The organism is uncultured Kluyvera sp. (assembly GCF_902485085.1).
GTDB classification, from domain to species: Bacteria; Pseudomonadota; Gammaproteobacteria; order Enterobacterales; family Enterobacteriaceae; genus Kluyvera; species Kluyvera ascorbata.
In genome coordinates, this window is the sequence record NZ_CABTJS010000123.1 from 87,556 (window position 1) to 101,608 (window position 14,053).

The window sequence follows — 14,053 nt, forward strand, 5'->3', positions numbered from 1 at the left end:
CGCGCCGGATATCCCCTCACCCTAACCCTCTCCCCAAAGGGGCGAGGGAACCGTTTGGTGCAATTTTCGCACTCACCATCAAAAGGCAGCACGCGGTTTTCTCCCTCTCCCTTTCAGGGAGAGGGCCGGGGTGAGGGTTAACGCATCACAGAATGTAATGTCCTACCACAAACAGTATCGCCGCTGAAATCACCCCTGCGATGATATCATCGACCATAATCCCCATTCCGCCGTGGACGTTACGGTCAAACCAACGGATCGGCCAGGGCTTCCACATATCAAAAATACGGAACACCACAAAGCCAGCCAATACCCATTGCCAACTAATGACCGGAATCGCCATCAGCGTAATCCACATACCGATAAACTCATCCCACACGATACTGCCGTGGTCATGCGTCCCCATATCGCGCGCCGTGCGGCGGCAGATATAAACGCCGATGCAGATGCCGAACATCACCACCAGTGAATAGAGCTGCAGCGGCAAAAACGTTAGCACATACCAGAAGGGAATGGCGGCAATCGAGCCTGCCGTACCTGGCATTATCGGGCTCAGGCCGCTGCCAAACCCCGTTGCCAGCAGATGCCAGGGATTGCGTAGATTAAGACGACTTTTTGCTTCGTCACGCTTAGCCAAAATGATCGTACCCCTTCCAGTCGAGCTGCACCGCTTTCCCATCCTGGGTGAAATGCAGTCCCTCTACATCGGCACTGATTTGTCCGATGCAGGTAAACGATGTACCCAGTTGACCCAGCGCCACTTCTAGCGCGCCGCGGTTCAGTTCTGGAACGGTAAAGCAGAGTTCATAGTCTTCACCGCCGGAGAGCGCCCAACGGCATGCCTGCTCTGGCTGCACGTGACGGCGCAGCGCATCAGAGTACGGCAGCAGATCGAGGTCAACGCGAGCCCCTACGCCGCTGGCATTCAGAATGTGGCCCAGATCGGAAATCAGACCGTCAGAGATGTCGATAGCCGAGTTTGCCAGGTCACGCAGCGCCTGTCCTTGCAGGATACGCGGCGTCGGGCGAAGATGACGCTGGCGCAGATAGGCCGCATCCTCTGGGTTATCAATCGTTAACTGATTCAGAATCAGCGCCAGACCCGCGGCGCTGTCGCCAGGCGTGCCGGTCACGTAAATCCAATCACCCGGTTTTGCGCCCGAGCGCTTCAGCGCACGTCCAACCGGTACATAGCCGTGAATACCCAGCGTCATCGACAGCGGCCCTTTGGTGGTGTCGCCGCCAATCAGCTGCATATCGTAATAGTTTAACAGTTCAAACAGACTGTCACTGAACGCCGCCAACCACGCTTCATCAACCGCAGGTAGCGTCAGCGCAAGCGTCAGCCAGGCCGGGTCCGCGCCCATTGCCGCTAAATCGCTAAGATTGACGGCCAGCGCTTTATGAGCCAGGTCAGCCGGGTCGATATCAGGAAGGAAATGATTACCCACCACCAGCGTATCGGTGCTGATAGCCAGAGTCTGTTTTTCGGGAATATTGAGTAACGCGCAGTCGTCGCCGATTCCGGTTTCTACATCGAGACGGGCGTTTCGTACTCGGTCAAAATAACGGGCAATCAGGGAGAATTCGCCGCATGCCATACGTTATGCCTCAGCAGAAGGATAAAACAAGGCCGGACCTGCCAAATGAAATTCGGCAAAATCCGGCCTGGAGATTACTTTTTGTGGGGACGAATGACAGGAGCGGCTTTATCCAGCACGCCGTTGACAAACTTGTGGCTGTCTTCAGCGCCAAAGGTTTTTGCCAGTTCGATAGCTTCGTTGATAGCCACTTTATATGGCACATCATCACGCTTCGACAGCTCGAACAGCGCAATGCGCAGTACGGCTTTCTCTACCTGGCCCAGCTCTTCGAGCATACGGGACAGGTACGGCTTCATCAATCCGTCGAGGTATGCGCTGTTAGTCGCCACCCCGGACAGCAGCTCACGGAAGTACAGGACGTCGACATCTTTAACGTCTTGTTCTGCCAGGAACTGGTATTCAACATCGGAGATGTCGTTCTGGGACAACTGCCAGGAGTAAAGCGCCTGGACGGCACACTCACGGGCGCGGCGACGAGCAGCAGGTTTCACGGATTTCCCCTTACAAAAATCAGGCCTTGATGGCTTTCAATACATTAATCATTTCAAGCGCGGTCAGTGCAGCTTCTGCACCTTTGTTACCGGCTTTTGTGCCAGCACGTTCGATGGCTTGTTCAATACTTTCGGTGGTCAGAACACCAAAGGCTACCGGGATTTCGCTGTCCTGAGCGACGTGCGCCAGGCCATTGCTTGCCCCGCCAGCGACATATTCGAAGTGCGCAGTACCGCCACGGATAACCGTACCCAGCGCGATCACTGCATCGTATTTACCGGTTTTCGCCAGTGCGCCAGCCGCCAGAGGCAGTTCATAGGCACCTGGAACCCAAACAACGGTGATGTTTTCATCTTTAACCTGACCAATGCGCTTCAGGGCGTCGATAGCACCTTCCAGCAGGCTGTCATTGATAAAGTTGTTGAAACGCGCGATGGTGATGGCGACGCGAGCGTCCGGGGTAGCAACGTTAGCTTCAATAATGTTCATACTCTTCCTTTGGGTTCATTTGCCCCGCAGGGGGGCGGATTTTATCATAATATTCTGGGCGCTGCTTCCTCTAATTCGGAAAGCCTCACGCAGTCGTTAAATGCAGGCAAACATCCGGGCCTACCTGTCGTATCTCATTGAATTTGAAATGGGGCGCATCGGCCAGTTTCTCAAGGCCTGGCAGCATACATAATCCGCGCGCATCGCTTCCTAACAGTTTAGGCGCGATATAGACGATAAGCTCGTCAACCAGCCCCGCTTGAATCAATGCACCGGCAAGCGTTGGCCCCGCTTCCACCCAGATACTGTTAATCTGCTGTTTGCCCAGCTGCATCATCAGCAGCACCAGATCGAGATGCCCGTTGTGTTCCGGCACTTTCAGCGTTTGTACGCCTTCCGGCCAGTCGCGGGTATCATCTTCGGTACGCGCAAACAGCGTTTCACCGGGCTGCTGCACGATACGGTGCTCCGGCGTCACGCGGTTGCCGCTATCAATCACAATGCGCAGCGGCTGGCGCAGATTTTCCTGCGGGTAGAGCGCCTGCGTTTCGACATTGAGCTCATCCCATCGCACGGTCAGCGCCGGATTGTCCGCCAACACCGTAGCACTGCTGGTTAAAATCGCGTGGCTTTCCGCCCGCAGGCGCTGAACATCGCGACGCGCCTGCGGCGAGGTGATCCATTGGCTTTCACCGCTGGCCATTGCCGTACGGCCATCCAGCGACGCACCCAGCTTCAGTTGGATATACGGGAAACCGGTACGCATCCGCTTGAGGAAGCCTTTGTTCAGCGCTTCGGCTTCGCTCATCATCAGCCCGTGGCTGACCTCAATACCAGCCTGCTGTAAGCGGTACAGTCCACGCCCCGCAACCTGCGGGTTTGGATCCTGCATGGCGGCGACCACACGGGAGACACCCGCGGCAATTAATGCGTCGCAGCACGGCGGCGTGCGCCCATGGTGACTGCACGGTTCCAGCGTAACGTAGGCGGTGGCGCCTTTGGCTTTATCGCCCGCCATGCGCAGCGCGTGCACTTCCGCATGGGGTTCACCGGCGCGATAGTGGAAGCCCTCGCCGACAATTTCGCCCTGATTCACAATCACACAGCCCACACGCGGGTTGGGATGTGTGGTAAAGCGACCACGTTGCGCCAGCTTCAGCGCACGCGCCATGTACATTTCATCGTGCATAGCTTAGTCCTGTAAGCGGGCGATCTCTTCGCCAAATTCTTTAATGTCTTCGAAGCTGCGGTACACCGAGGCAAAGCGGATATAGGCCACTTTATCGAGCTTTTTCAGCTGCTCCATGACCAGGTTGCCCAGCAGTTTGCTCGGCACTTCCCGCTCGCCGGTGGCGCGCAGGTGTGATTTGATATGGTTAATCGCCATTTCCACATCATCGGAGCTGACCGGGCGTTTTTCCAGCGCACGCAGCATACCGCTGCGCAGCTTATCTTCATTGAACGGTTCCCGCACATCGTTGCTTTTCACCACGCGCGGCATTACCAGTTCAGCCACCTCAAACGTGGTGAAGCGCTCATTGCACACCAGACATTGCCGGCGGCGGCGAACGGAGGAACCTTCTCCCACCAGGCGGGAGTCAATGACTTTAGTATCTACGGCGAAACAGAATGGGCAGTGCATACAACGTCCTGACGATGAGGGTGATGGGAATCTATTTTACCCTGAACTGCGGATACAACAAAGAAACAGCGCTTTTTGAGACAAAGGATCGATGTCAGATGCCGCATAGCACGCTACCATTGCGTTATCCGAAGAAAAGGAAACAGACAGCATGACAAGACGTTACCTAAGAATCGCCCTGCTGGGAAGCCTCGTCAGCCTGAGCGCCTGCGCGCAGCAGTCCGAGGTGAAGCAGATGCATCAAAACATCAGCGCCCTCAGTACCGAGATGACGCAGCTCAATAAAGAGACGGTGAAAATCACTCAGCAAAATGCGCTGAATGCGAAATCAACGCGCGGTGTTTACCTGCTTCCTGGTGCGAACACGCCAGCACGTCTGAACAGCCAGATTGGTACGCTGCGCATGTCGTTACGCAATATCGCCGCTAACGCGCAGGGTACGGCGATGACGCTGCATATTCAGGGCGAGTCAAACGATGCGCTGCCTGCCTTCACCGGCACCGTTGAGTGGGGCCAGATTCAGGGTACGACCGAGCAATATCAGGAGGTCAACGTGCAAAATCAGCTCTTCTCCGCCCCGGCGAGCGTGCTGGCGCCAAGCGATGTCGATATTCCGCTTCAGCTTAACGGCGTGACCCCGGAACAGCTTGGCTTCGTACGCATCCACGACGTACAGCCTGCCAACGCGCAATAACATTTCAATCGAGGGAGAATGGTAACAACATTCTCTCTCAAATTCTGTCCTCTCCCTCTGCCTGAAACACATTTCGCGTATGTAAACATTTGCATTAATTCACTCCATCAGTACAATCGCGGCGTCTAAACTACGCAAACGTGAACGCAATCGATTACGCGATTGAAAAATGTGTGAACCATGACTGATTTTCGTGAGCAAGGATTCATATAATAGGCACGCAGAAACACGAAACATTTAGAAAAACTTCGGTGATAAAAATCACTCTCTTTCGATTTTTTTTATTAGTGGCAGAAATATGAAAAAAACATTATTAGCAGCCGGTGCTGCACTGGCGCTCTCCGCTTCTTTCACTGCTAACGCAGCGGGCGATTCTCAACCTCAGTATGTCTCCGACTGGTGGCATCAGAGCGTAAACGTGGTGGGTAGCTATCACACCCGCTTCTCACCGAAGCTGAACAACGACGTTTACCTGGAATATGAAGCATTTGCCAAAAAAGACTGGCTAGACTTCTACGGCTACATCGATATTCCTAAAACCTTTGACTGGGGTAACGGCAACGATAAAGGCGTATGGTCTGACGGTTCTCCTATGTTCATGGAAATCGAACCACGCTTCTCTATCGATAAGCTGACCGGCGCTGACCTGAGCTTTGGTCCGTTCAAAGAGTGGTACATCGCGAACAACTACATCTACGATATGGGTGACAACAAGGCCAGCCGCCAGAGCACCTGGTATATGGGTCTGGGTACCGATATCGACACCGGCCTGCCAATGGGTCTGTCCCTGAACGTCTATGCCAAATACCAGTGGCAGAACTATGGTGCCGCGAACGAAAACGAGTGGGATGGCTACCGCTTCAAAGTGAAATACTTTGTGCCAATCAGTGACCTCTGGGGCGGTAAGCTGAGCTACATCGGCTTCACCAACTTCGACTGGGGTTCAGATCTCGGCGACGAACCAAACCGTACCAGCAACTCTATCGCATCCAGCCACATCCTGGCGCTGAACTACGATCACTGGCACTACTCTGTCGTTGCCCGTTACTTCCATAACGGCGGTCAGTGGCAAGGCGGCAATACCCTGAACTGGGGCGAAGGCGACTTCAACGCGAAATCTACCGGTTGGGGTGGTTACCTGGTTGTAGGTTACAACTTCTAAGTTTGACACCGCAAAAAAGGCCAGAGGTTACCCTCTGGCCTGTTTCGGGCGCATGCTGCCACGCGGGCGGCAGGTTCGCCCACCTCGCCTTATCTCTGACTATGCCACCAGCCTAAAAACAGACCTGTCGCAATACCGACCAGCGTTGGTGCTGCCAGATCGTGCCAGACAATAATGCAAACTTCCGTGAGCGTCATACAGCCGCCTTGGTTGCAATGGCAACGGTTCGCGGCTATCCTCAACTTGTCTAGGGTCAAGTTAGCCCCCGTTATGTTGCCGGTGAATACCGAACAATGTGCGGGGGTTTTCTCTTTCCAGCGACAAGGCCACCGGGGATCAAGCCCCCGCAACACTGCGCCTCACCGGAATAAACCGGCTTGCCGCTGATTCTACTCTGCTCATTGATTTCGACATGGCCTAAAAACGAAAAAATCCCGACCTTACGGTCGGGATTCCAGTAACCATGTACGCGTTACATCACACCGGCTATTTCTTCTTATTCAGCATCGCTTTCAGGTCCGCAAACGGGTTGTAGGTCGCCTCGCCCACGTCTTTTTGCGCATCTTCCCCGGCCACGACCGTCGAACCGTACTGATCCGCCTCGGTGTACTTCGAGTGCTCATGATCGTGACAGAACAGGCACAGAAGCTCCCAGTTGCTGCCATCTTCCGGGTTATTGGTATGGTCGTGATCCATATGGTGAACCGTCAACTCACGCAGGTTGGAGTAGACGAACTCGCGCGAACAGCGTCCGCATACCCATGGGAACAGTTTCAGCGCTTTTTCACGGTAGCCGCTTTCCAGCCGCACGTAGTTTTTTGGGATGATGGCCATAATGACTCGATATGTCGTGTTCAATGTAAGGGAATACGCACAGTCTAAATGGGCAATAAAAAAGCCGCAACACCCTACGGCGTTGCGGCTTTTATTCGTGCCCTAAGTGCGGCAGATTACGGCAGAATTGACGGCTGATCCGCCCCTTCTTTCTCCACTTTCTGCTGCAGCATGTGCTCGCGTTTCATACCCAGCTTCAGCGCCAGCGCCGAGGCTACGTAGATAGACGATGCAGTACCGATGGAAACACCGATAAGCATAGTCAGCGAGAAGCCTTCCAGTACCGGACCACCGAAGAGGTACAGCATCAGAATAACCACTAACGTCGTACCGGACGTAATCAACGTACGGTGCAGCGTCTGGGTCAGCGACACGTTAAAGATTTCGTATGGCGTACCGCGGCGAATCTTGCGGAAGTTTTCACGAATACGGTCAGATACCACGATACTATCGTTCAGTGAGTAACCGATAACCGACATCAACGATGCCACGATAGTCAGGTCAATCTCGATATGGAACAACGAGAGTATACCCACAGTAATGATCACGTCGTGCGCCAGTGAGATAACCACACCCGCCGCCAGTCGCCACTCAAAGCGGAAACCGACGTACACCAGAATGGACAGCAAAGCCACCATCAGCGCCATCGCACCGGTTTGCGCCAGATCGGCGCCCACGCTTGGTCCGACGAATTCGATACGCTTCACGGCAGCATTCTGACTGGTGGCTTCGTTAATCACACTCAGCACTTTGCTACCCAGTACCTGGCCACCATCCGCACCTTTGGTTGGCGGCATACGTACCATAATGTCATGGCTGCTGCCGAAGTTCTGCAGGAGCGGATCAACGAAGCCCGCTTTCTCCAGCGCATCGCGCATTAAGTCCATGTCCGCCGGTTTTTCCAGCGTAATTTCAATTACCGTACCGCCGGTGAAATCGAGACCCCAGTTAAACCCGCGTACGCCCATCACCACGATGGCCGCAATCAGCAGGAAACCCGAGATACCGAAAGCCCAGTAATCCCAGCGCATAAAGTCATAGACTTTACGGCCGTGGTTTAGTTGTTCAACGCTATATTCCTGTGCCACATCGCACTCCTCAGATTGACAGCTTTTTGACGCGCTTGCCGCCATACAACAGGTTTACGATGGCACGCGTACCGACAATCGCGGTAAACATCGACGTCGCCACACCGATACCGGTAGTAATCGCGAACCCTTTAATTGCCCCGGTGCCGACTGCATACAGGATCAAGACTTTAATCAGCGTCGTGATGTTCGCATCGAAGATGGAACTGAACGCGCCAGCATAGCCTTCGTTGATTGCCTGCTGTACCGAACGTCCGTTACTCAACTCTTCTTTGATACGTTCGTTGATCAGTACGTTAGCATCGACGGCAACCGCAAGGGTTAACACAATCCCCGCAATACCCGGCATACTCAACGTCGCGCCCGGCAGCAGTGACATGATACCGACGATCAGTATCAGGTTAGCCAGCAGTGCGCTTGTCGCAATCAGACCGAACTTCTTATAGAAGACGAGCATGAACAGGATAGAGACCACCAGACCGGCCAGACACGCTTCCAGGCCCTGCTTGATGTTCTGCATACCCAAGGTTGGACCGATGGTACGTTCTTCAACAATCTGAATCGGCGCAATCAGCGCACCGGCACGCAGCAGCAGAGAGAGCTGACGCGCTTCGTTCGGGTTGCTGATACCGGTAATACGGAAGCTGTTACCCAGGCGAGACTGGATGTTGGCGATGTTAATCACCTCTTCCTGTTTCACCAGAATGGCGCGACCGTTAGCATCTTTCTTACCGCTGTCTTTGTACTCCACGAACAGGGTCGCCATCGGCTTACCGATGTTGTCCTTGGTGAAGTTAGACATGATGTTACCACCCGCGCTATCGAGCGAGATGTTAACCTGCGGCTGGTTGTACTCGTCCTGGCTTGAAGTGGAGTCGGTGATATGGTCACCGGTCAGGATCACACGCTTGTACAGCACAACCGGCTGGCCTTCACGAGTATCTTTCACTTCAGAGTCGCCCGGCACGCGGCCAGATGCGGCAGCAGCCTGGTCAACGTTGGTGTTTACCAGACGGAATTCCAGGGTTGCAGTGGCACCCAGAATTTCTTTCGCACGCGCGGTGTCCTGGATACCAGGCAGCTCAACCACGATGCGGTCAGCCCCCTGGCGCTGAACCACTGGCTCAGCAACGCCCAGCTGGTTTACACGGTTACGCAGAATGTTGATGTTCTGCTGAACGGCGTATTCACGGGCTTCGCTCAGACGAGCATCGGTCATCACCGCACGCAGCGCGGTGCTACCCTGGCTGGAAATCACCAGATCCTGATGACGCTTGCTCAGATAAGAGACGGCTTCATCACGCGCATTGCTGTCACGGAAAGCGATGCTCAGACCGTAGTTGTCTTCTTTGCGAACGGTAGTATAAGGAATGCCTTTTTCACGCAGGTCACTGCGCAGGCTATCGATATTTTGTTCCTGCAGTTTGCCCAGCGCAGTGTCCATATCCACTTCCATCAGGAAGTGCACACCACCACGCAGGTCAAGACCGAGCTTCATCGGCTCTGCGTTAATCGCAGCCAGCCAGCGCGGCGTTGCCGGAGCAAGGTTAAGCGCCACGACGTATTTGTCACCCAGCACGTTTACCAGCGCTTCACGCGCACGCAGCTGGATGTCGGTGGTGTCGAAGCGCGCAAGAATAGCGCCCTCTTCCAGTGCCACAGACTTAGCGGTAATTTTTTCTTCTTGTAACGTTTTCTGGACCTGGATCAGCGTTTGCTCACTGGCGGCGACACCGCGCACGCCAGTGATTTGAACGGCCGGATCCTCACCATACAGGTTGGGAAGCGCATACAGCAGGCCGACGACAATCACGACGACCAGCATGACATACTTCCACAAAGGATAACGGTTTAACACGGCAGTTCCCTTTGGGAAAACGAATTATTACAGCGCCTTCATGGTGCCTTTCGGCAGAACGGCAGCTACGAAGTCACGTTTGATAACCACTTCAGTGGTGTCGTTCAGTGCGATAGCAATGTAGCCAGTTTCTGCTACTTTGGTCACACGACCAACCAGGCCACCGTTAGTCAGCACTTCATCGCCTTTCGCGATGGAGCTCATCAGGTTTTTATGTTCTTTGGTACGTTTTTGCTGTGGACGCAGGATCATGAAATAGAAGATCAGGCCGAAAACCACCAGCATCAGAATCAGAGACATCGGGCTGCCCTGCGACGGAGCCCCGGTTGCTGCTACCGCATCAGAAATAAAAAAGCTCATTCAAATTCCCTCATTATTAAAATTAATCAACGTTCAAAGGTGGAACGGTACGCCCCTGGCGTTGGTAGAAATCGGTCACGAAGCTCTCTAATTTACCCTCTTCGATAGCCTTGCGTAAACCAGCCATTAAGCGCTGATAGTAGCGAAGATTATGAATGGTATTGAGGCGCGCGCCCAGTATTTCGTTGCAACGGTCAAGATGATGCAAGTATGCACGCGAATAATTGCGACAGGTGTAGCAATCACACTCGGCATCAAGCGTGCTGGTATCGCTCTTATGTTTGGCATTACGGATTTTCACCACACCGTCGGTCACAAACAGATGACCGTTACGGGCGTTACGCGTTGGCATAACGCAGTCAAACATATCGATACCGCGACGAACGCCTTCAACCAGGTCCTCTGGTTTGCCGACGCCCATCAGGTAACGCGGTTTGTCAGCAGGGATCTGCGGGCAAACGTGCTCCAGGATACGGTGCATGTCTTCCTTCGGCTCACCTACCGCCAGGCCGCCGACAGCGTAGCCATCAAAGCCAATCTCCACCAGACCTTTGACGGAGATATCACGTAAATCTTCGTAAACGCTGCCCTGAATGATGCCAAAAAGCGCATTTTTGTTGCCGAGGCCATCAAAACGGTCGCGGCTGCGTTTGGCCCAACGCAGAGACATCTCCATAGAGCGCTTAGCGTAGTCCCAATCCGCCGGGTACGGCGTACATTCGTCGAAAATCATCACGATATCGGAGCCGAGATCGTACTGAATTTCCATCGATTTTTCTGGATCGAGGAAGATCGGGTCGCCGTTAATTGGGTTGCGGAAGTGCACACCCTGCTCGGTGATTTTGCGGATATCGCCCAAGCTGAAGACCTGGAAACCGCCGGAATCGGTCAGGATTGGGCCTTTCCACTGCATGAAATCATGCAGGTCGCCGTGCAGCTTCATGATTTCCTGACCCGGGCGCAGCCACAGGTGGAAGGTGTTACCGAGAATGATTTGCGCGCCGGTGGCTTCGACTTCTTCCGGCGTCATGCCTTTAACGGTGCCGTAGGTACCTACCGGCATAAAGGCAGGCGTCTCCACTACGCCACGATCAAAAACCAGGCGGCCGCGGCGGGCGCGACCGTCTGTGGTGTCCAGTTCAAATTTCATCTTCACTCCTGCGTCAGAAAAACAGTCCGACGTTTTAAACACTCATGCCGGAAATTTATTCCCCGACACGCTCAGAAATAGCCTGCGGATTGTACGTGATAAACATGGCATCACCGTAACTAAAAAAGCGATATTTTTGTTCTACAGCAGCCTTATAGGCGTTCATGGTGTGCTGATAACCGGCAAAAGCGGACACCAGCATAATCAGCGTAGATTCCGGCAGGTGGAAGTTGGTGACCAACGCATCAATCACCTGGTATTGGTAGCCTGGGAAAATAAAGATTTGCGTGTCGCCGAAGAACGGCGCAATCAGCTCATCTTTTGCCGCCTGCGCCGCGCTTTCCAGCGAGCGAACGGAGGTGGTACCGACCGCAATCACGCGGTTGCCGCGAGCTTTCGCCGCCAGCACTGCATCCACCACCTCTTGCGGCACTTCCGCGTATTCGGAGTGCATGATGTGGTCTTCAATGCTGTCAACGCGCACCGGCTGGAAGGTACCCGCGCCCACGTGCAGCGTAACAAACGCCATCTCGATGCCTTTCTCGCGAAGCTTCGCCAGCAGCGGTTCGTCGAAATGCAGGCCCGCGGTCGGTGCCGCAACGGCACCCGGTTTTTCGCTGTACACGGTCTGATACAGCTCGCGGTCGGCGTCTTCGTCCGGACGGTCGATGTACGGCGGCAGCGGCATGTGGCCGATAGCGTTCAGAATGTCCAGCACGCTGCGTTCGTCGTCGAATTCGACTTCAAACAGCGCGTCATGGCGGGCGACCATTGTTGCTTTAATGCTTTCATCATCGCCCAGCAGCAGCTCGGCACCAGGTTTCGGCGCTTTAGAGGCGCGAATATGTGCCAGAATACGTTTATCATCCAGCATACGCTCGACCAGTACTTCAATCTTGCCGCCGCTGGCTTTACGGCCAAACAGGCGCGCCGGGATCACGCGGGTATTGTTAAAGACCAGCAGATCGCCAGGGTTGAGCTTATCGAGCAAATCGGTGAAAGTACCGTGCGTCAGCGCGCCCGTCGGCCCGTCCAGCGACAGCAAGCGACAGCTGCTACGCTCGGCTTGCGGATAGTGGGCAATCAGGGATTCTGGTAGTTCAAAGGAGAAATCGGCAACGCGCATGACTGTGACTCTGGGCTTAATAATGAGGCGGGTAGTCTAGTGCCGGGGAGACATCCCTGCAACCCTTACCCCTCTGGATAAACGTTTAACAATGAATTTTCTCGCTCACCTGCACCTTGCTCACCTCGCCAATAGCTCGCTTTCGGGAAATCTGCTGGCGGATTTTGTTCGCGGTAACCCAGGGCAAGATTATCCGGCCGCCATCGTTGACGGCATCCATATGCATCGCCGTATTGACGTGATGACCGACAATTTGCCGCAGGTAAAAGAAGCGCGCGAATGGTTCCGCCCCGAAACGCGCCGCGTGGCACCCATTACCCTCGACGTGATGTGGGACCATTTCCTTTCCCGCCACTGGGGCCGTATCTCACCGGACATCGCATTACCGGACTTTACCCGCTATGCCCGCGCCGAAGTCACCACGATTCTTCCGGATGCGCCAGCACGCTTTCTCACGCTGAACGAGCACCTGTGGACGGAACGCTGGCTGGAGCGGTACGCCGAGATGGATTTTATCCAGCGGGTACTGAACGGCATGGCCAGCCGTCGACCGAAGCTCGATGCGCTGCGCGACTCCTGGCATGATCTCGACGCGCACTATGATGCGCTGGAGACCCGTTTCTGGCAGTTCTATCCGCAGATGATGGCGCAGGCGAAAAACAAAACGCTGTAGGACTTGCATCGGGCCACGGAACGGCTATGCTTATTCCTTTGATAAAATAATAATTGATAGGTGAATCCTATCTTATTAATCGTCATAGTCTTTTTGTGTTCCTCGCTTACCCTCCCTATACTGGCCCGCGTTGCGTTCCATTAACCTTATAAATTCAAAGGAGAACCCCATGGTTCTGGTTACTCGTCAAGCGCCTGACTTCACCGCAGCAGCGGTACTGGGCAACGGTGAAATCGTTGAGAAATTCAATTTCAAACAGCACACCCAGGGTAAAGCCACCGTTCTGTTCTTCTGGCCGATGGATTTCACCTTCGTCTGCCCGTCCGAGCTGATTGCCTTCGACAAACGTTACGAAGAGTTCCAGAAGCGCGGCGTTGAAGTGGTTGGCGTTTCTTTTGACTCTGAGTTCGTCCACAACGCATGGCGTAACACCCCTGTCGACAAAGGCGGCATCGGTGCAGTGAAATACGCAATGGTTGCCGACGTTAAGCGTGAAATTCAGAAAGCGTACGGTATCGAACACCCGGACGAAGGCGTTGCGCTGCGCGGCTCCTTCCTGATCGACGCTAACGGCGTGGTTCGCCACCAGGTGGTTAACGACCTGCCGCTGGGTCGTAACATCGACGAAATGCTGCGTATGGTTGATGCGCTGCAGTTCCACGAGCAGCACGGCGAAGTGTGCCCGGCCCAGTGGGAAAAAGGGAAAGAAGGCATGAACGCGTCTCCGGACGGCGTTGCTAAATACCTGAGCGAGAACGTTTCCAGCCTGTAATCGGCTGACGTTCCGGCAAAAAAAGGCTCGCACTGCGCGAGCCTTTTTTGTTTCCCCTAAGTCAGCGACGCCTCGCCCGGGCTACATCCTGTAGCCCGGCCAAGCGAAA

At 54.4% G+C, this 14,053-nt stretch carries 17 protein-coding genes; 4 read left to right on the plus strand and 13 right to left on the minus strand.

Translation table 11 applies throughout. The features are described 5' to 3' along the window. Positions 1-145: 145 nt before the first annotated feature. From pgpA to nrdR, 6 genes are all read right to left on the minus strand, one after another. Entirely contained in the window at positions 146-679 is a 534-nt protein-coding gene (gene pgpA / locus RDN66_RS14445; RefSeq protein WP_202216347.1) for a phosphatidylglycerophosphatase A, read from the minus strand. Next, positions 630-1,601: a thiamine-phosphate kinase gene (thiL, locus tag RDN66_RS14450; protein WP_308537945.1), complete on the minus strand. Its 972-nt coding sequence runs from the start codon at positions 1,599-1,601 to the stop codon at positions 630-632. The genes pgpA and thiL overlap by 50 nt, the downstream gene beginning before the upstream one ends. A 74-nt stretch (positions 1,602-1,675) precedes the next feature. Next, positions 1,676-2,095, minus strand: a complete 420-nt coding sequence (gene nusB, locus RDN66_RS14455; RefSeq protein ID WP_035894262.1) for a transcription antitermination factor NusB — start codon at positions 2,093-2,095, stop codon at positions 1,676-1,678. Between the two features lie 19 nt (positions 2,096-2,114). Next, positions 2,115-2,585: a 6,7-dimethyl-8-ribityllumazine synthase gene (ribE, locus tag RDN66_RS14460; protein ID WP_001021161.1), complete on the minus strand. Its 471-nt coding sequence runs from the start codon at positions 2,583-2,585 to the stop codon at positions 2,115-2,117. 85 nt (positions 2,586-2,670) lie between these two features. Further along, positions 2,671-3,774 (minus strand): bifunctional diaminohydroxyphosphoribosylaminopyrimidine deaminase/5-amino-6-(5-phosphoribosylamino)uracil reductase RibD, encoded by a 1,104-nt coding sequence (ribD, locus tag RDN66_RS14465; RefSeq protein WP_035894260.1) that lies wholly within the window; start codon positions 3,772-3,774, stop codon positions 2,671-2,673. A gap of 3 nt (positions 3,775-3,777) precedes the next feature. Next, the gene (gene nrdR, locus RDN66_RS14470; protein ID WP_052283888.1) at positions 3,778-4,227 is read right to left on the minus strand and encodes a transcriptional regulator NrdR; all 450 of its coding nucleotides are present in this window, start codon (positions 4,225-4,227) and stop codon (positions 3,778-3,780) included. A gap of 151 nt (positions 4,228-4,378) precedes the next feature. Between nrdR and RDN66_RS14475 the strand changes: the two genes are divergently transcribed. Beyond that, the gene (locus RDN66_RS14475) at positions 4,379-4,921 is read left to right on the plus strand and encodes a DUF3251 domain-containing protein (RefSeq protein WP_202216349.1); all 543 of its coding nucleotides are present in this window, start codon (positions 4,379-4,381) and stop codon (positions 4,919-4,921) included. Positions 4,922-5,219: 298 nt separating this feature from the next. After that, positions 5,220-6,083, plus strand: a complete 864-nt coding sequence (locus RDN66_RS14480) for a nucleoside-specific channel-forming protein Tsx (RefSeq protein WP_035895152.1) — start codon at positions 5,220-5,222, stop codon at positions 6,081-6,083. A gap of 89 nt (positions 6,084-6,172) precedes the next feature. On the opposite strand, the gene RDN66_RS14485 is transcribed toward RDN66_RS14480, so the two are convergent. The 7 genes from RDN66_RS14485 to queA form a co-directional block, all read right to left on the minus strand. Continuing rightward, positions 6,173-6,280 (minus strand): type I toxin-antitoxin system toxin Ldr family protein, encoded by a 108-nt coding sequence (locus tag RDN66_RS14485; RefSeq protein WP_035895150.1) that lies wholly within the window; start codon positions 6,278-6,280, stop codon positions 6,173-6,175. A gap of 289 nt (positions 6,281-6,569) precedes the next feature. Beyond that, positions 6,570-6,917 (minus strand): HNH nuclease YajD, encoded by a 348-nt coding sequence (yajD, locus tag RDN66_RS14490; RefSeq protein WP_035895149.1) that lies wholly within the window; start codon positions 6,915-6,917, stop codon positions 6,570-6,572. A 116-nt stretch (positions 6,918-7,033) separates the two neighbouring features. Next, on the minus strand, positions 7,034-8,005 hold the full coding sequence (secF, locus tag RDN66_RS14495; RefSeq protein WP_202216350.1) for a protein translocase subunit SecF: 972 nt from the start codon (positions 8,003-8,005) through the stop codon (positions 7,034-7,036). A gap of 10 nt (positions 8,006-8,015) precedes the next feature. Then, complete coding sequence (secD, locus tag RDN66_RS14500; protein ID WP_072011411.1) at positions 8,016-9,863, minus strand: protein translocase subunit SecD; 1,848 nt, start codon at positions 9,861-9,863, stop codon at positions 8,016-8,018. Between the two features lie 27 nt (positions 9,864-9,890). Next, a complete protein-coding gene (yajC, locus tag RDN66_RS14505) occupies positions 9,891-10,223 on the minus strand; it encodes a preprotein translocase subunit YajC (protein ID WP_123649994.1) in 333 nt (110 codons plus the stop codon). Positions 10,224-10,245: 22 nt separating this feature from the next. Further along, entirely contained in the window at positions 10,246-11,373 is a 1,128-nt protein-coding gene (gene tgt, locus RDN66_RS14510; RefSeq protein WP_123649993.1) for a tRNA guanosine(34) transglycosylase Tgt, read from the minus strand. A 55-nt stretch (positions 11,374-11,428) separates the two neighbouring features. Further along, positions 11,429-12,499, minus strand: a complete 1,071-nt coding sequence (gene queA, locus RDN66_RS14515) for a tRNA preQ1(34) S-adenosylmethionine ribosyltransferase-isomerase QueA (RefSeq protein WP_202216351.1) — start codon at positions 12,497-12,499, stop codon at positions 11,429-11,431. Positions 12,500-12,590: 91 nt separating this feature from the next. Between queA and acpH the strand changes: the two genes are divergently transcribed. Both acpH and RDN66_RS14525 read left to right on the plus strand, forming a co-directional pair. Beyond that, a complete protein-coding gene (gene acpH / locus RDN66_RS14520) occupies positions 12,591-13,172 on the plus strand; it encodes an ACP phosphodiesterase (RefSeq protein ID WP_035895141.1) in 582 nt (193 codons plus the stop codon). A 169-nt stretch (positions 13,173-13,341) separates the two neighbouring features. Beyond that, a complete protein-coding gene (locus RDN66_RS14525) occupies positions 13,342-13,944 on the plus strand; it encodes a peroxiredoxin (protein ID WP_064547849.1) in 603 nt (200 codons plus the stop codon). The last annotated feature ends 109 nt before the right edge of the window (positions 13,945-14,053 follow it).